This is a genomic window from Paenibacillus sp. SORGH_AS_0306 (assembly GCF_030819345.1).
Lineage (GTDB): Bacteria > Bacillota > Bacilli > Paenibacillales > Paenibacillaceae > Saccharibacillus > Saccharibacillus kyungheensis.
Genome location: NZ_JAUTBP010000001.1, coordinates 1,054,979 through 1,072,177, shown reverse-complemented (window position 1 = coordinate 1,072,177; position 17,199 = coordinate 1,054,979). Strand labels below are relative to the sequence as shown.

The 17,199-nt window shown below is 40.5% G+C and carries 15 protein-coding genes; 3 read left to right on the top strand and 12 right to left on the bottom strand.

What is annotated here, in order from left to right; genetic code table 11:
- Window positions 1-2: 2 nt before the first annotated feature.
- The 6 genes from QE450_RS04725 to hemE form a co-directional block, all read right to left on the bottom strand.
- On the bottom strand, window positions 3-839 hold the full coding sequence (locus tag QE450_RS04725; RefSeq protein ID WP_273615593.1) for a DUF92 domain-containing protein: 837 nt from the start codon (window positions 837-839) through the stop codon (window positions 3-5).
- Window positions 839-1,462 (bottom strand): fumarylacetoacetate hydrolase family protein, encoded by a 624-nt coding sequence (locus QE450_RS04720; protein ID WP_307297378.1) that lies wholly within the window; start codon window positions 1,460-1,462, stop codon window positions 839-841. Before QE450_RS04720 ends, QE450_RS04725 begins: the two co-directional genes overlap by 1 nt.
- A 46-nt stretch (window positions 1,463-1,508) precedes the next feature.
- Complete coding sequence (locus QE450_RS04715) at window positions 1,509-3,023, bottom strand: CapA family protein (RefSeq protein WP_307297375.1); 1,515 nt, start codon at window positions 3,021-3,023, stop codon at window positions 1,509-1,511.
- A 268-nt stretch (window positions 3,024-3,291) separates the two neighbouring features.
- Entirely contained in the window at window positions 3,292-4,725 is a 1,434-nt protein-coding gene (hemG, locus tag QE450_RS04710; RefSeq protein WP_273615590.1) for a protoporphyrinogen oxidase, read from the bottom strand.
- Window positions 4,725-5,672 (bottom strand): ferrochelatase, encoded by a 948-nt coding sequence (gene hemH, locus QE450_RS04705; RefSeq protein ID WP_273615589.1) that lies wholly within the window; start codon window positions 5,670-5,672, stop codon window positions 4,725-4,727. Before hemH ends, hemG begins: the two co-directional genes overlap by 1 nt.
- Window positions 5,673-5,725: 53 nt before the next feature.
- Window positions 5,726-6,784 (bottom strand): uroporphyrinogen decarboxylase, encoded by a 1,059-nt coding sequence (hemE, locus tag QE450_RS04700; protein ID WP_273615588.1) that lies wholly within the window; start codon window positions 6,782-6,784, stop codon window positions 5,726-5,728.
- A 345-nt stretch (window positions 6,785-7,129) separates the two neighbouring features.
- On the opposite strand from hemE, the gene QE450_RS04695 reads away from it, so the two are divergent.
- Window positions 7,130-8,386: an MFS transporter gene (locus QE450_RS04695; RefSeq protein WP_307302593.1), complete on the top strand. Its 1,257-nt coding sequence runs from the start codon at window positions 7,130-7,132 to the stop codon at window positions 8,384-8,386.
- Between the two features lie 131 nt (window positions 8,387-8,517).
- On the opposite strand, the gene QE450_RS04690 is transcribed toward QE450_RS04695, so the two are convergent.
- Window positions 8,518-9,162, bottom strand: a complete 645-nt coding sequence (locus QE450_RS04690) for an O-methyltransferase (RefSeq protein ID WP_307297370.1) — start codon at window positions 9,160-9,162, stop codon at window positions 8,518-8,520.
- Window positions 9,163-9,478: 316 nt separating this feature from the next.
- Here QE450_RS04690 and QE450_RS04685 point away from each other — a divergent pair, with 316 nt between their 5' ends.
- Window positions 9,479-10,630, top strand: a complete 1,152-nt coding sequence (locus tag QE450_RS04685) for a THUMP domain-containing class I SAM-dependent RNA methyltransferase (RefSeq protein WP_204824767.1) — start codon at window positions 9,479-9,481, stop codon at window positions 10,628-10,630.
- Between the two features lie 63 nt (window positions 10,631-10,693).
- Window positions 10,694-12,712 (top strand): LTA synthase family protein, encoded by a 2,019-nt coding sequence (locus QE450_RS04680; protein WP_373461948.1) that lies wholly within the window; start codon window positions 10,694-10,696, stop codon window positions 12,710-12,712.
- Window positions 12,713-12,840: 128 nt separating this feature from the next.
- Here the strand turns inward: QE450_RS04680 and QE450_RS04675 are convergent, their stop codons facing one another.
- From QE450_RS04675 to QE450_RS04655, 5 genes are all read right to left on the bottom strand, one after another.
- Window positions 12,841-13,080: a YuzB family protein gene (locus QE450_RS04675; RefSeq protein ID WP_204824768.1), complete on the bottom strand. Its 240-nt coding sequence runs from the start codon at window positions 13,078-13,080 to the stop codon at window positions 12,841-12,843.
- Window positions 13,081-13,104: 24 nt separating this feature from the next.
- The gene (locus QE450_RS04670; RefSeq protein WP_307297366.1) at window positions 13,105-13,407 is read right to left on the bottom strand and encodes an iron-sulfur cluster assembly accessory protein; all 303 of its coding nucleotides are present in this window, start codon (window positions 13,405-13,407) and stop codon (window positions 13,105-13,107) included.
- Between the two features lie 306 nt (window positions 13,408-13,713).
- Window positions 13,714-13,974 (bottom strand): hypothetical protein, encoded by a 261-nt coding sequence (locus QE450_RS04665; protein ID WP_273615585.1) that lies wholly within the window; start codon window positions 13,972-13,974, stop codon window positions 13,714-13,716.
- Between the two features lie 239 nt (window positions 13,975-14,213).
- Complete coding sequence (locus QE450_RS04660; RefSeq protein WP_307297362.1) at window positions 14,214-14,852, bottom strand: class D sortase; 639 nt, start codon at window positions 14,850-14,852, stop codon at window positions 14,214-14,216.
- Window positions 14,853-14,858: 6 nt separating this feature from the next.
- Window positions 14,859-17,180, bottom strand: coding sequence for an autotransporter outer membrane beta-barrel domain-containing protein (locus QE450_RS04655; RefSeq protein WP_307297359.1), 2,322 nt, complete (start codon window positions 17,178-17,180; stop codon window positions 14,859-14,861).
- Window positions 17,181-17,199: the final 19 nt, after the last annotated feature.

Here is a 17,199-nt window from a genome sequence, read left to right as displayed (position 1 = left end):
TCCTATACCCATAAAAATATCAATGCTACCACTCCACCGATAATAGAGCTAAGCCCATTTACAATATCATTAGTCATCCATGACCAGCCACGTAAGTAGGATGTTGGACGATTACAGTGTACTTTGGTTTCTACGACTTTGCCGCAGACCTCGCATTGATACATGACTTGTACGGTTGCTCCTAAAAACGAATCGGCAAAACAACCGGCTAATCCGCCAATCAATCCAACAAGTGGCAATAGACCAATAGTAAGTATACCATCTTTAGCTCCAACACTGCTTGATTCTATAGATGCACCTGACCATAACGAAAATGCCCATGCGGCTAGACCGATCATCAATGCTCCTATTGCGGCTGCGACTGTACCACGAACCGATACCCCACCTGAAGCTCCTGGTTCTAATACACGACCATTCAATACAGAGCGCGGAGGCTTGCGGCTAAGGCTTCCCCATTCAGTCGCCCATGTATCTGCTGTAACAGTCGCCATCACGCCTACAAAAGCATATATCCATGCTGGATGAGGTATCACAGCATGACCCAGGCACAGAATCATACCCAATCCACCGTTCGCAAATACTTGCCCTGCATCACGACGTGACGTTTTGGCATAATCTTGTTCTAATTTACGTTTGCGTTCGCCTTTCATTTTGGACAGCAGACTACCACTGATAAAAAATAAAATAAGCAATCCAAACCATAATAGATTCCCTGCTCCATAATAAATGGTACCCATAATAGCTGCCGCATAGGCACCCGAACCGGATAACCACTGCTTTTTATACGCAAGTGCAGCGATCAATCCGGCGCATACTGCACCAATCAACCAATCTAACATTATTCAGCGATCCGGCACTTACCTACAGAAGCGCCTGCATAGATTAATTCAAATGTATCGCCAGTTGCTACAGGGCCTACACCTTCAGGCGTACCTGTAAAAATAATATCGCCGGCTGCAAGTCCATAATTGTCTCCGATATAAGCAATAATCGTTTCAAGAGAAAAGATCATATTGCGTGTGTATCCTAGCTGAACTTGTTGATCGTTTTTGAGCAAAGCAAAAGGTTGTTCAGCCCATGTAGCGGCATCCGGGAAAGGCACAAAAGCAGTCAATGGTGCCGAGTTTTTGAATCCTTTCGCTGCTGTCCATGGATGTCCTTTTTTCTTGAGTACACTTTGTACATCACGCAATGTAAAATCGATTCCCAGTGCTAATCCATCTACCATTTGTTCTACCGAAAGACCGGGTTCATAATCGCGTCCAATTCGAATCACTAACTCAGCTTCGTAATGAATCTCACCTTTGTCTTTGGGTAATACCAATTCAGCCTGTTCTAGAGGTACAGCTGCATGAGAAGGTTTCATAAAAATCATCGGTTCAGTCGGTACTTCATTCCCTAATTCTTCAGCATGAAGACGATAATTACGACCTACACAATATACGTTTTGAATAGCAGTCATTGTACATTCTCCTCTGTGATCAATAATATATGATGTATACATGAGATTAATTAGCAATAGCATTTCCTTTGGTATCAAATGCAATACTACTCGATAGTGTTTGTAATCGTTTGAGTAATGCTTGTGCTTTGTCTGATGTCATAGGTACAGGTTGACCTAACTCTGCGGTATATGGAATCACCTGCATACTGCAATCACCGTTTACTGTACATTTGGCTTGGAACACACCCGTATCCCATGTCTTTTCTACCAGTGAACGAGTAAAAATAAAATTGCCTGTACTGTAAGCAATCCATTTTCCTTTGTAATGCTCTAGCCCTTGCAACACATGCGGATGACCGCCAATAACAAGATCAGCTCCTGCATCGACAAATGTATGTGCTAGATCACTCTGATGATCTGCGAGAGTATCTGAACGTTCGACGCCCCAGTGAGCGACGACAACGACAAGATCGGCTTTGCTTTTGGCCTCGCGAATAGCCGCCTGTGCGGCTGTTGCATCATAAGCTGTTGCTACCCCTGCTTGATTCTTACCAGCATTCCAACTCGTTTCTGGAATGACTCGACTAAATCCCAAAAGAGCAATTTTAATTCCTTTACGATCAAAATAAACCGGGTGGTACGCACGAGCGCTGTCTTTGCCAGCTCCGACATAAGCAATCCCACTTTGATCCAGTTGAGCAATCGTATCGGTTAATCCTGTAATGCCTTGATCCAAAATATGATTGTTTGCTAAATTTACTGCGTCAATACCTGCTTGCGCCATATGTGGAAGCGCTTGAGGCGATGATTTAAAAGCATATGTTTTGTCAGCGGCCGTTGTATTTGAATCAGTCACAGGCGTTTCTAGATTCACCACTGTTAGATCATCCGAAGTAAACGAACCTTTAACATATTGATATGGATAATCATATCCTGCTTTTGCTAACTTTTCACCGACTTTTCCTGAAAACATCACATCTCCGCCAAAATTAAGCGTCACCGTCTGACCGGATGGTGTTTTGTTAGTAGCAGGCTGAAGTGCTTTGTTGGACGAATCCGAAGATGGTTCAGAAGGTGCTGACGTATTGGTAGATGAATCCGGTGTTGTTGTCTGTTCTGGCGCTTTATCGGTTGCTGTAGATTCATTAGATGGTGTATCCGATGATTGCGAGTCCGTTTCTTCAGCATTTTGCTCCAAATCAGAAGGTTGTGCTTCTTGATCATCAGTTGACGTCTGATCTAGATGCTCTACATCCCCTTCTGTCGTAGAAAGTGAAGGATCATTCTCATTGTCGTTGTCATTTTCATGATCTGACAGCTCTGAAGAATCATTGTTTTCTATAGCAGGATCAGGTACATCTTGATCTGATCTGTTTGCCGGATCTAATGTATTATCTGTCTGAACACTCGAAGCTTGCTGTACTTGCTGTGGCTTGATATGAAGCCAGTAATAACCGCCAAGCGCAACAATAGACAGAACCAGCACAGTGTTAAACATAATCCAATAACGGATCCGTTTTTGACGCTGTTTTTTTGCTTGCTGACGCTGACGAGATTGTTGAGACCTTGTTGTGTACATAACGAACTCCTTTAAAGCATAAAATAGTTTACTATACCAAATGTCTTTTTGACTATATCGAATCATATAGACCATTTGTAGCATTTTACACTTTGTCTATTATAACAGGTTATAGTTGTTCGGCAAAAGCTGACGTCTCTATACAAAAAAACCTTCTGTTGTGTTTGATCTCTATGACACATCTATCCAAGTGTATAAAAGATACGACGGATAGATGTGTTCAAAAGACTTTGCACAACAGAAGGTTGCTTATACAGCTATATGGTTATTACGAATGACTATTAGAAAATGAAGTCACTCGTTCTGCTTCTTTTATCGCCATTTCTTTGGCTGTACGAATACAGTCAGGTAGTCCTACACCATCGTATCCTGCTCCAAGTGCTAATACGCCTGGATATTGTGCTGCTAATTGAGCACGTAGCATCGCAATATTATCCATATGCCCTACTGGATATTGAGGCATCGAATGATGAAGTCGTGTAATCTCGGTAAATAATGGCTGTGCATCAATACCCATCAATTCACGCATATCATGTAGCACTTTCGCTGTAATCTGTTCATCCGTTTCATCAACAACTTGCTCATCACCAGAACGTCCTACATAGAAACGCATGAGTACACGATCATCTGGACTGGTATGAAGCCATTTAGTGGATGTCCATGTACATGCTGTAATCGTGCGACCTTCTTTACGCGGTACAAGGAAGCCAGAACCATCATATTCTGTCTCAATATCTTTGCGGTCAAATGCCATAACGACATTGGCTACAGATACATAATTGATCATCTCTAACGCTTTGGTATCTACCAGCGGCTTCAACAATTTGGAAGCAGCAAATGTCTGTACAGTGACAATCACATGATCGGCAACAACTTCTTGTCCATCACTTAATAACACAATATACGTACCATCTGCTTGAGGCTGAATCGATTGTACACCTGTATTCAGACGTAGATCTGCTGTAGATAATGATTCACCAAGACGATTAATCAGACTTTGTAATCCATTGCGGAACGTTAGAAATGCACTTTTCTTCGTACCTGTGTGCGTTTCTACAGGCTTACTCCCTGTATTCATTCCTTTGATCAAGCTACCATATTCACGTTCCACGACACCAAATTGCGGAAAAGTGGCTTGTAGACTTAACTTGCGTGTATCTCCAGCATAGATGCCTGCTAGCAATGGTTCGGTTACATTTTCCAATACTTCTTTTCCCAGACGACGTTCGATAAAGTCACCTAACGATTCGTCTTTGCCATCCATTTTGGCAGGTAATAGAAAATCATCCAATGCACGAATTTTGCCATCCATCGACAATAGATCACTTTCCATAAATGATCTTAATTCTGTAGGAATACCCAGCACCAGACCGGAAGGCATCGGGTGCAATTGACCATCATGCAAAATATACGTTTTCTTCGCATCAGGATTCGTGGTAACCAATTCATCTTCCATTCCAAGTTCTGTTGCTAGATCCACCATCGCTGTTTTGCGAGCAAGAAAAGAATCCGGCCCGCGTTCGATTACAAAACCATCACGTTGTAAAGTATTAACTTTTCCACCAATATGATCATCTTGATCTACAATCGTGATCTGTGCAGTAATTTCTGCTTCTTGCAAAAATTTGCGCATGTAGTAAGCGGCACTGAGTCCAGTCATCCCTGCGCCAATAACAACTACGCGGCGAGTAGATTGACTCATTACGCATACACCTCTTTATATTTACGAATGACTTCGTCTGCTAATACTTCCATATATAACGGATCAGTATTTAATGAATCAATACGCATAAGACGCATATCAATTTCAGTTGCTAATTCTTGTGCTTCAATATCCAGATCATACAATACTTCTAGATGATCAGATACGAATCCAATAGGAGCTACCAATACATATTTAACTTGTTCTTTAGCTAACTCTTGCATCGTGTCTAATACATCTGGCCCTAACCAGGGCTCAGCAGTACGTCCAGCACTTTGCCATGTGAACTGCCATGAAGGTACATTGGCACGTTCAGCAATCGCTTTGGAAGTCTCCATCAATTGATCACGGTAAGGATCACCCATAGTCAAAATACGTTCAGGTAGACTATGTGCACTAAACAATACACGTACTTGCTCACGCGTCGCACCTGTTTCTTCAAATAGCTCTAATTTAGCATTAACACGATTCGATAAAGTTTCGATTAATTTAGGATGCAAATGATAACTTTCGATAAATGAGATCGGCAAGTTATGTTTTTCTGCTGTTTCTTTCGCACGTTTGATATAGCTTGCTACACTCATTGTAGAATAATGAGGAGCGAGTACTATACCGACTGCTTCTGTAATCCCATCGGCTGCCATTTGTTCCACACCGTCTTCAATAAATGGAAAAGCATGTTTTAACCCCTGGTAACATACAAATTCCAATTCGCTGTCTTTGGTATGTTCATTGAGCATATCTTGCATGCCTTGAACTTGATTATCTGTATTCTCACGTAACGGAAAAACACCGCCGACAATCGCTTCATAACGATCTTTTAACTCTTTTAATTGTTCAGGAGCAGGTGGATTCCCGCGACGGATATGTGTGTAATAAGCTTCTACATCATCCAAGCTTGCTGGCGTACCATAAGACATAACCAAAACACCAATTTTTTTACTCATGATTCATTCTCTCCTTCAAATCGTATCGTTATTCTAGATTACCTATACATCCATTATTTCGAAGTGATGCGCTGACGAAGCACTTCTGCTGAATACTCATGGACATAATCTGTTAATTCTTTTAACTTATCAATCGAAGCTTCCGGGAATAGACCATGACCCAAGTTGAAAATATACCCTGGATCTTGTAAGCCTTCATCAATAATCAATTTGGCTTGTTCATGGATCAGTGAAGAAGGCCCGGTGAGCAAATAAGGATCAAGATTACCTTGTACCGCATATTTGTAATCTAACCGTTTGCGTGCTTCAGCAAGTGATACACGCCAATCAATACCGATCACATCTACAGGCAATTGACGAAGTTCCGGCAACAATTCTCCTGAACTCACTCCCGGGAAATAAATTTTCGGTACGTCCAAATCTTGAAGCTGATCAAAAATATATTGAATCGTTGGCAATACATACGTTTTGAAATCTCGTGGTGACAATGCTCCTACCCAGCTATCAAATAACTGGAATGCTTTGCCGCCATATTGTACATGGGCACGTAAATAGGTCGCTACCATATCTCCTAGCTTACGCATCAAGGAATGCCATAATTCCGGTTCACTATACATCATCGTTTTGGTACGAATATAGTTTTTGGAAGGTCTACCTTCGATCAAGTAGCTGGCAATGGTAAAGGGCGCCCCTGCAAATGTAATCAACGGAACTTCTAATTCTTTATCCAAAATCTGAATCGTTTCTAAAATATGAGACAAATCTTGCTCTACTTGAATAGGACGTAACCGCTCGATATCAGCAGCACTACGAATCGGATTCGCTATGACCGGGCCAATATTTTTGACAATATCAAAATCGATACCGATCGATGCTACAGGGTTCATAATATCTGAATACAAAATAGCTGCATCTACACCTAACTTGCGTACAGGCATCATCGTCACTTCTGCTGCAAGTTCTGGTTGCAAGCAAATTTCAAGCAAACTGTAATTTTCTTTAATTTTGCGATAATCGGGATCATAACGTCCTGCTTGTCTCATATACCAGACAGGCAAACGATCTACGTCTTGTTTTCGACATGCGCGTATAAAGGAATCATTATATGTCATCTTTTTTCCTCCGCTGCTTAATAAAAATCTTTCTCCTATAGTGCATCGCACGATAAGATCTATATCTGCCGTTTCAATCTATAATGATTTTGGCATAACAAACTATGGTTCCTGTCTACAATCTCACTTATTAATTATGCCCTTTTTTAAGTGGTGGGACAACTCCCCAACCATGAACATCCCATGACAATCCGATGAATCTAGCGCTTGGCACCATAAGCGCGACATCTCCTACTCCAATAAAAAGTGATTTTACATAGCAAAATTTCTTCCTTTTCACCCCTAAAAAGTGTCTTCAATTATGGTATACTATATGAATGGACTTTTTTAAGGAAGTGAAACATGATGCAAGCATGGAAAGTAAATCTGATCGTGTTATGGTTTGGTCAATTTCTGGTTAATGCAGGAACCACAATGATCATTCCTTTTATAGCGCTCTATTTATCACAAGATATCGGCGTGCAAGGTGAACACCGGGTAGCAATCTGGTCCGGGGTTATTTTTGCTGCCAACTTTGTGACTTCATTTTTGTTCCAACCGTTGTGGGGCAAATTATCAGATCAGTATGGACGCAAAGTAATGCTACTTCGCTCTGGATTCGGGATGGCGATTGTATTTACAGCGATGGGCTTTGCAACTCAGCCGTGGCATCTACTTGTACTGAGATTATTGAACGGAACGATATCTGGCTTTAATCCAGCTTCGATATCTTTGATCTCCAGCAGTACACCCAAAGAAAAAATGGGCTTTGCAATGGGAATCAGCCAATCGGGAACAGTTGCCGGTAGTATACTAGGCCCGTTAATCGGTGGAATTATGGCAGATACAGTTGGATTCCGCTCGATTTTCTATATTACAGGAACATGTATTTTTATAGCGACATTGTTAGCTTTATTCCTTGTACGGGAGAAATTCGATCGTCTAGCTGCATCTAAAATGCCTAAAGTATCGGTGCTATCGGGATTCCGCGAACTGAGCTTAACCCCGCAATTGCCTGCATTATTTACAGTGACTTTACTTCTACAATTTGCGATGATCAGTCCGATGACACTAATGCCTTTGTATGTACAGAAATTACATGGGACAGCCGAAAATGTAGCTTTCTGGGCAGGGCTGGTAAGTGCAGTCACCGGATTGTCCAATATGTTAATGGCTCCGATTCTAGGCAAAGTTAGTGATAAGTACGGAGCTCATCGAGTACTCACATTTTCATTAATAGGAGCAGGATTAATGCTAATCCCGCAAGCTTTTGTTCAAAGTGTAGAGCAATTGATTATTGTGCGCTTTATGATGGGGATCTGTATGGGCGGTCTACTCCCTAGCGTCAACTCATTAATTCGTTATTACACACCGGATGGTATGGAAAGTCGAGCATTTGGATTTAACAGCAGTACGACAGCACTTGGTAATATGACAGGAGCAGTTATGGGCGGTGTGTTGGCAGGCTTTATCGGTATTGAAGGGCTCTTTATTATGGCTGGGGTCTTATTATTGCTTAATATGGTATGGGTACGTACCAAATTGTACGTTAAACCTGGTGCACTAAAACACAATCCATCTAGCGCTATAGAGTCTAAGCAAAGTCAATATACTAAAAAGTGATGTTGTCTTCATGATCTGAACGATTTAATTATGATTCGATATGACACACAAAGAACCATCCGATCTCTTCTATAAGATAACCAGAAGAAATCAGATGGTTCTTTTATCAAAGTAGTTCTATATCCGTTGATCTATTTGACCATTGCTAATGCTAATCCATCGTAAGCAGGTAACAGCGTTCCAGTAAGTCTAGGATCAGTCACCATACGACGGTTGAACTCACGTACTGCTTGTACAGCAGGTCCATTTTTGTCTGGGTTCAGTGTACGTCCACGCAATAACAGATTATCACCGGCAATAATCGCTCCCGGGCGAGCCAATGTAATCGCATATTCCAAATAGTTCAAATAATTTCCTTTGTCTGCGTCGATAAAAAAGAAGTCAAATTGTCTTCCTTCTTGCTTCAATTGCTCCAGACTATGGATCGCTTCGCCAATCCGATATTCAACTTGATTTCCCAAACCAGCAAGTGTCATATGTTGTCTGGCAAGTTCTGCATAATCTGCTTGTAATTCTAATGAAGTAATGTGACCTGTAGATGTTAATCCTCTACCAAGACAGACACCGCTGTAGCCACCAAGCGCTCCGATCTCAAGCACTTGTTCTGCACGTGCTAACTGTACGAGCATGGTTAATAGTCGACCATATCCAGGCGCTACAGACACTTCTGGCATTCCTTTTTCACGAATCGTTTGTTTAATTTGAACTAATAATGGATCTTCTTGAAGCAATTCATCCATATATTGTTCAGCATCGGGCAATGATTGTTCTGTCATTATCTTGATTTCTCCTTTGGATATTATGATCACTGGTTATCATTTTATAGTCTGTTGATCATTTTTGTTTGGTTTTACATGGCGTTAACCTGTTACAATAGAAATTAAAATCAATATGTGCGGAGTACCTTATCCTATACAATCACGTATATAAGCGCAATATCCTTTTTAAAATAGCGATATGCCCTCAAATGATGCCTATTTATTTTATTTATATTGGCATAGAAACGTTTGTAAGTATAGCCTCATTCACCTATACTAGATTGTATGGTTTTCGGAACTACCCTACAAGTTTAAATGGAGTTGACATTGTAAAATGAAAGAATTGAAATTAATAGCGACTTGTCCGATGGGACTTGAAGCTGTAGTCGCAAGAGAATTAAAATTACTCGGTTATCATGATACTCAAACTGAAAATGGACGTGTTACTTTCAGTGGTGACTTTGCTGATATTTGCCGTTGTAATTACTGGTTGCGTACTGCTGATCGTGTATTGATCAAAATGGGCGAGTTCAAAGCTACCACTTTTGATGAATTATTTGAAGGCACCAAAGCCTTACCATGGGATCAATTTATCCCTGCTGATGGTGAATTCCCTGTATCTGGTCGTTCGCAAAAATCTCAACTAAGCAGTGTTCCTGCAAGTCAGGGGATTGTGAAAAAAGCGGTTGTTGAAAAGCTCAAATTAACGTATAACACCGAATGGTTCCCTGAAGATGGTGCATTATACAAATTAGATGTCTCTTTATATGATGATATCGCTTTGCTAACTTTGGATACAACAGGTCCTTCTCTTCACAAACGGGGCTATCGCAAACATGCAACAGAAGCACCACTCAAAGAAACATTAGCCGCTGCGTTAGTGTTACTTAGTCGCTGGGGTCCTCACCGTCCGTTATATGATCCATTCTGTGGTTCAGGTACATTATTGATTGAAGCCGCAATGATCGGTTGGAATATTGCTCCTGGACTTCGTCGTTCATTCCCTTCTGAAGGTTGGTCGATTATTCCTGATGAACTATGGGAACAAGCACGTGACGAAGCTTATGATGCTGTCAAAGACGATGTGCCTTTACAATTAGTCGGTAGTGATATTGATCCAGAAGCGATCGAAATTGCTCAAGCTTGTGCGAAAAGTGCAGGGCTTGGTAACGAGATCGAATTTAAAGTTATGCCTGTATCTCGTGTTCAACCACAAGGTAAATTCGGTTGCATTATCACCAACCCTCCTTATGGTGAGCGTCTAAGTGAAGTAAAAGAAGTCGAAAAAATGATTCGTGATCTAGGACGTGCCACGATTTATTTACCTGATTGGTCTGTATTTGCAATCAGTCCGACCCGTCAATTCGAACAATATTTCGGTCGTAAAGCAGACAAACGTCGCAAACTATACAATGGACGGATTGAATGTCAATTCCTTCAATATCTTGGACCTTTGCCTCCTCGTCAACCCAAAGTAGAAGCATAACCAACGTGTTATACAAATCAGATTCGTTTGATTTATTTTTTTCAACCGTAAGGAGGTCTGGCTTTGCCATACTTAACTTCTCGTTCAGAGCGTGGCAGTTGGCTTGATCGCCTGAAGTGGCTGGTGTCGTTTAGTCGAATAGATTATATAATTTTTATTATCCTAATGCTGACCAAATTAGTCATTTTGCATAGTCATTTGCATCTGCAAAATATTGATATGAATCCACTTGATGTGGTTACGGCTGTGGGTTCTATTATGCTTGCCTCTTTTTGGACGATCTTTTTGCCGTATCGTGGACGGATTATTGCTTTGATTGTATTAGATGTATTGTTAACTTTTTTAATTTTTTCAGATCTGGTTTATTTCCGTTATTTTCAAGATTTCATCACGATTCCTGTATTATTGCAAGCAGGTCAAGTCGACTCGCTTGGAGATAGTATCTGGGAATTGATCTATGTAGAAGATATATGGATGTTTGCGGATTGGATTGCGTTGTTACTTGTTGGGTTATTTTTGCTGATACGTCGTATACGTAGACGCACTCCGCGATATTATTCATCGAATCGCCAGCATTCCTCTATGTATAATGATCGTTTGCCCAAGCGCTTTTCCAAACGGTTTGTCCAAGGAATGATTATATTTGTGCTTGGTCTGGTATTGACAGTAGGGCCGATCAAATTTGCTACATCTACATGGGCAACAGGACTATTTGTAGGGAACTGGTGGAATATGTCTCTTTACAATGTAACCGGTCTACTTGCTTTTCATGGATATGATGCTTATCGATATGCTGATGATCATTTTGGCCCTCAAGATCAATTGTCGACAGACAAAACAGATGAAGTTAAACAATGGTTCGATGCCAAACAAGCCACTAGATCCAAAGCAGGTGATGATGATCTATTTGGTGCTTATAAAGGTAAAAATGTGATTGTAGTTCAAGGTGAAGCTTTTATGAATTTTGTGATTGGCAAAAGCTACAATGGACAAGAAATCACACCGAATATTAATCGTTTGATGAAAAAAAGTATGTATTTTAGCCAGTATTATCATCAGACCGGTCAAGGTCGTACATCCGATGCTGATATGGCTTCTAATGCTTCTCTTCATCCGCTACCGACAGGTTCGGTATTTATCCGTTATCCTGATCATGAATTTGATACGTTACCCAAAATACTCAAAAGCAAAGATTACAGTACCAATGTATTTCATGCTTATGAAAGTAGCTTCTGGAATCGGTCAATCATGTATCAAAATATGGGCTACGATACTTTTTACAGTAAGCCTGATTTTACGATCGATGAACCACTTGGCTGGTCTCTTGGCGACAAATCCTTTTTCCGTCAATCGCTTGATAAAATGACAGAGTTGAAACAACCGTTTTACTCTTTTTTGATCACTTTATCCAGCCATCATCCATTTAGCTTGCCTGCTTCTGTGCAAGAATTAGATATGGGCGATCTAAGCGGAACGACATTCGGTGATTATATTCAATCACTTCATTATGTCGATGCCGCATTAGGTGAAATGGAACAAGAAATGAAAGACAATGGATTATGGGATAAAACGATTCTTATGTTCTATGGAGATCATGATAATTCATTAAAAGAAAAAGAACCGATGGAAGAATTCCTAGGTCGTTCTTTATCTGATCTGGATATGGAACAATTGATGAATCAAGTGCCAATGCTTGTTCATTTGCCGGATGATCGTCATGCAGGTACTTATAATGAACCTGCCGGGCAGTTAGATATGACGCCTTCGATCTTGCATTTACTCGGTATTCAAGCGAGCCCTTATTATCTGATGGGTAACGATATGTTCAATCAGAAAGAAGATAAACTTGTTGTCTTACGTACTGGCGCATTTACCGATGGCAAAGTATTTTATATTCCTTCAGCAGATGGCATATTTGAAAATGGTACTGCTTATGATATGAAAACACGTGAAGTGACCGATGTGGAGCAAGCTCGTTCAAGTTATGATGAAGCACAAAAACGACTCAATATATCGGATGAACTCATCACGTACGATCTGATTCGTCAATTTCATGAAGCTAAATCTTCAACATCCAAATAATTGTTGGGAGTGTATAGTCTATTCGCTCATAGATTCACAACAGATAGATGGTTCAACAAAAAAAGCCTTTGTCGATCTACACATTATCGTGTGATTGACAAAGGCTTTTCTATTTTTATCCCTAATGATTATGCTTGCACAGATGGTTTTTTAATGAATTTAGATGCTTTTTCTAGAACTTCATCTTCTGTAGGTGCACTGACATAGCGACCGTTAATATAGACAAAAGCACGCTTGCCACAAGGCCCACAGTACGATTTACATCCTATTTTAATTTCAGCATCAGGAGCCATTTTTTCCAACTTTGGAATCATCGTTTTCAAGCGAACATGATTGCATTTATCACATACGCGAATATCGTTAGCCATTATACTTTCCCTTCTATAGCGGTCTTAGTGATCGCCATGATTGCCTTTGGAAGGGTTAGTAATAACGAAGCCTTCTTCTGGCAAATATAAATAATCAATCTTGATTCCATCTAACCAGGATTCATTTGGATCTACAGCTACATCAATTTCTTTATCTGTGCTTACTAATTCTTCTGCACCTTCTGGTTGACCTAAATCCATTCCATAATGAACATGATCACCATGAGAATTCGTAATAAATACGCGCAATTTTAGACCTTCATTTTCGGGTTTATCCAATTCAGTTTGAATCACTTTCGCTGCATTACGTGTAATTTTGACTTTCATAAGATCAGCTCCTCTTCATCGACTAGCCTGCTATATGCAGGAACCATATTTGGAATATCCGACCATTATATTCTTTTTTGAAAAAGAAATGAACCCAATACTACTTTTTGGGTTTCCTTTACTTCAACATTCATGATCGGTTCAGATACTTATTCCGTAACTTTAACCTATACTATTGTATAGCTCTACTGCGCAATACGCAAGACTAAGAGCGCTTAGAACTGCAAGCGCTCTTTATTTTATTCTACTATAAAAATAGACTTGGAACAGTGAACTATGATGCTATTCACAATTTGAATACTTTACTTAGCGAAGTTTCTTGTGTTCATAGACCATTGCTGTTTTGCGCTCTGCCCGCGTTACGAACCAGTTCATCATTAATAAAGTTACTCCAATATCATCTATAGGCATAAACGGCATTACATCAGGCAATACCCAATACGTTAACACAGGTATAAGAAACAATAATTTTTCTCCTAGAGGTAATTCCCGGGAGGTTAACAAGCTTGGCAGTCTTTTAAATACATGCGCCCATTGTTGTAACGAAAAAAATCGATTCCATTTCACAATCCATCTCTCCCTTTTCTATAACAAACCAATATCTACCGACACTTTTAGCGTCTTGCTCTAGTATTACGGTAAACTAATCAGAAAGTTTCAATTTTCTATAAGAACCTGTTCTAAATTTCCAATATCTATAGCTTTTCTCACAAAAAAGGCTCTCTTCGTTATAGTACTCGAAGAAAGCCTTAATTTATTTTATGATCTTGCATCTACAAACCTATTCTCTCTATCTATGCTACTTATTACGTTGATTGTGAGACGAGTTTTCCTTTGACAATAAGACGGTATTGACTGGAATGATCAGGGTAGCAAGTAATCAGCGTCACAATCGATTGCCCAGATTCAGGTTGTAGTACTTCGACTTGATCCGGTTCTACAATCTGAATATCGTAGACCTGATAAGCATACTTACCTGTAGATGTCTGTAACTGAAAAGCATCATGCTTATTCAATTCATGCAGACGATTAAAAAACTTGCCATATCGACTGGAACGGTGACCTGCAATAGAATAATTGCTATTGGTCTGCCCTGCTTCGCCACCACCACGAATATGCCCTAGAGCAGATTGTAATTGTTCTGGATCAGCGCCTTCTACAATAGCTGCTTCCAGATTCAACTTAGGAACAGTAAGGATTCCCTGTACACGAAGACCATTTACATTTTGACTGATCGTAGATGTTTGCTTATTTGTATTACTTTTGCTTGTCACAGATTGTATCTTAGCTTCTACTTCTCTACCTTGATCCAATCCTGTAGCAAACGTCTGCTTGAGTGAAGCTTGTACTTGATTCGTATGCCAGTTGGAATACAGTGTATAGCCAATCGTCGCTATACCTAGCAATAATAATAACGTTCCACATCTAGCTACAAATTGGGACATTACTGCTCACCGTCCTTGACGATCAAAGCGTAAAGAACGACGAACGATCCATCCGAGTATCACCATCAAGCTACCTAATGTGTAAAGTACTGTCGAGTCTGCCCATTCCCCTGTTTTTGGCAAAACAGACAAGGAAGGTGTAGACATATTGGTTGTAGCATCTGCGTTATTAGAATTTACAGTAGCCGCAGTGACGACTCCACGCGCTGGCTGTGAAGAGCGATCTGTAGATAAAGATACCAATTGTGGTACATCGGCAAAAGCTGTAATTACACGATTCGGTTGATTTGAATTGATATTATCGGATGGCAAAGCTGTGGCTTCCATATCGTCAATCATTACTGGACTAGGATCAGTAGTAGACGTTGTTGTTACAGTAGATGATCCAGTGTTAGTAGGAACAGGGTTAGATGTTGCACTATCACTAGATATATCTACAGGTACACGACTACCATTACTTGCAGATGAAATGCCATTATTTGTACTAGCTGTGTCGCTATTATTGCCAGTGTTTCCATTAGAGTTGTCACTGGTACTGCCTGTATTGTTGTTAGGATTAGAGCCATTATTGCTATTTCCACTTGTTGTATCATTATCGTTGCTATTATTATTGCCATTTCCGTTATTCCCATTATTTCCTGTATTACCTTCTGTTCCATTACCGTTATTGTTATCTGGTTGTTGTGGAACCGTCGGTGTATTGTTGTCTGGAGTTGTCGTATCTGGATCGTCTGTATTTGGTGTTGGTGTAAATGTTACATTTTCCAATACAGCTACATCGATACCAGGCAATACATTATCCAGTAACCCTACTGAAATAAGAGAAGAACGGTCTGTTTGACCTTCTGCATTTTGCTGACTGCTATTTTCCAAAATAGAAAGGTCTATCGCATCTACAATTAGATCAGTTGTCGCTACTTGCACAACAGCTTGTTGGTTAGTATCTGTGTTGTCGGTAGATGAATTATTGTTATCTAATACGCCTACGTGTAAGTCATCGCCGACTACAACAGTGTCCGTTCCACTTACTTCGACCACAGCTTCATGGTTGGTATCTGTAGTGTCGGTAGATGAATTATTGTTATCTAATACGCCTACGTGTAAGTCATCGCCGACTACAGTGTCCGTTCCACTTACTTCGACCACAGCTTCATGGTTGGTATCTGTAGTGTCAGTAGATGAATTAGTGTTGTCTAACACTCCTACATGTAGGTCGTCTCCTACCACAGTGTCAGTTCCACTTACTTCGACCACAGCTTCGTGGTTGCTATCTGTAGTGTCGGTAGACGAATTAGTATTGTCTAACACTCCGACATGCAAATCGTCTCCGACTACAGTGTCCGTTCCACTTACTTCCACTACAGCTTCGTGATTGCTATCTGTAGTATCGGTAGACGAATTAGTATTGTCTAACACTCCGACATGTAAGTCGTCTCCGACTACAGTGTCCGTTCCGCTTACTTCGACTACTGCGTCATGGTTGCTATCTGTAGTATCGGTAGACGAATTAGTGTTGTCTAACACTCCGACATGTAAATCATCGCCGACAATAGTATCCGTTCCACTTACTTCCACTACAGCTTCGTGGTTAGTATCTGTAGTGTCTGTGGAAGAATTAGTGTTGTCTAACACACCAACATGTAAGTCGTCTCCGATTACAGTGTCAGTTCCGCTTACTTCAACTACTGCGTCATGGTTGGTATTTGTAGTGTCGGTAGACGAATTAGTATTGTCTAATACTCCGACATGTAGGTCATCGCCGATAATAGTATCCGTTCCACTTACTTCCACTACGGCTTCATGGTTGCTATCTGTAGTGTCGGTAGACGAATCGCTGTTATCTAATACGCCTACGTGTAAGTCATCGCCGACAATAGTATCCGTTCCGCTTACTTCGACTACTGCGTCATGGTCATTGGTACTGTTGTTAATGGATTGGTTGTGTTGATCCAATACACCAACATGCAAGTCGTCTGCTACGATACTATCTGTTCCTGTCACACCCACTACAGCTTGATGATCTTGTTGATCAGTTGCCGTAGTTGTATGATTTTCTGGCAAAATATCAACGTCTAGTTCATCACCCAATATAGTATCTTCTGTCTGGATACTAATCACTGCATTCGATTCAGCAGTGTCTGTTGAAGATGACGTATTTTTATTTTGCAAAATACCAACCTGAACAGTACTTGAAGAAGATTCGTCGTGCTGAAGATCAACATGTACTAATGCATCACTTGTTGAATCTGCTGATACTGTTCCTTGTGACCATCCCAATACCGCCGCTAGACAACCTGTTGCTACCATTGTTTTCATTGACCATTTCATTGTTAATCGCTCCCTTTAA

Excerpts from the sequence above, each read along its gene's own strand:
- QE450_RS04725 (WP_273615593.1), bottom strand. The coding sequence starts at position 839 with ATGTTAGATTGGTTGATTGGTGCAGTATGCGCCGGATTGATCGCTGCA.
- QE450_RS04720 (WP_307297378.1), bottom strand. The coding sequence starts at position 1,462 with ATGACTGCTATTCAAAACGTATATTGTGTAGGTCGTAATTATCGTCTT.
- QE450_RS04715 (WP_307297375.1), bottom strand. The coding sequence starts at position 3,023 with ATGTACACAACAAGGTCTCAACAATCTCGTCAGCGTCAGCAAGCAAAA.
- hemG (WP_273615590.1), bottom strand. The coding sequence starts at position 4,725 with ATGAGTCAATCTACTCGCCGCGTAGTTGTTATTGGCGCAGGGATGACT.
- hemH (WP_273615589.1), bottom strand. The coding sequence starts at position 5,672 with ATGAGTAAAAAAATTGGTGTTTTGGTTATGTCTTATGGTACGCCAGCA.
- hemE (WP_273615588.1), bottom strand. The coding sequence starts at position 6,784 with ATGACATATAATGATTCCTTTATACGCGCATGTCGAAAACAAGACGTA.
- QE450_RS04695 (WP_307302593.1), top strand. The coding sequence starts at position 7,130 with ATGCAAGCATGGAAAGTAAATCTGATCGTGTTATGGTTTGGTCAATTT.
- QE450_RS04690 (WP_307297370.1), bottom strand. The coding sequence starts at position 9,162 with ATGACAGAACAATCATTGCCCGATGCTGAACAATATATGGATGAATTG.
- QE450_RS04685 (WP_204824767.1), top strand. The coding sequence starts at position 9,479 with ATGAAAGAATTGAAATTAATAGCGACTTGTCCGATGGGACTTGAAGCT.
- QE450_RS04675 (WP_204824768.1), bottom strand. The coding sequence starts at position 13,080 with ATGGCTAACGATATTCGCGTATGTGATAAATGCAATCATGTTCGCTTG.
- QE450_RS04670 (WP_307297366.1), bottom strand. The coding sequence starts at position 13,407 with ATGAAAGTCAAAATTACACGTAATGCAGCGAAAGTGATTCAAACTGAA.
- QE450_RS04660 (WP_307297362.1), bottom strand. The coding sequence starts at position 14,852 with ATGTCCCAATTTGTAGCTAGATGTGGAACGTTATTATTATTGCTAGGT.
- QE450_RS04655 (WP_307297359.1), bottom strand. The coding sequence starts at position 17,180 with ATGAAATGGTCAATGAAAACAATGGTAGCAACAGGTTGTCTAGCGGCG.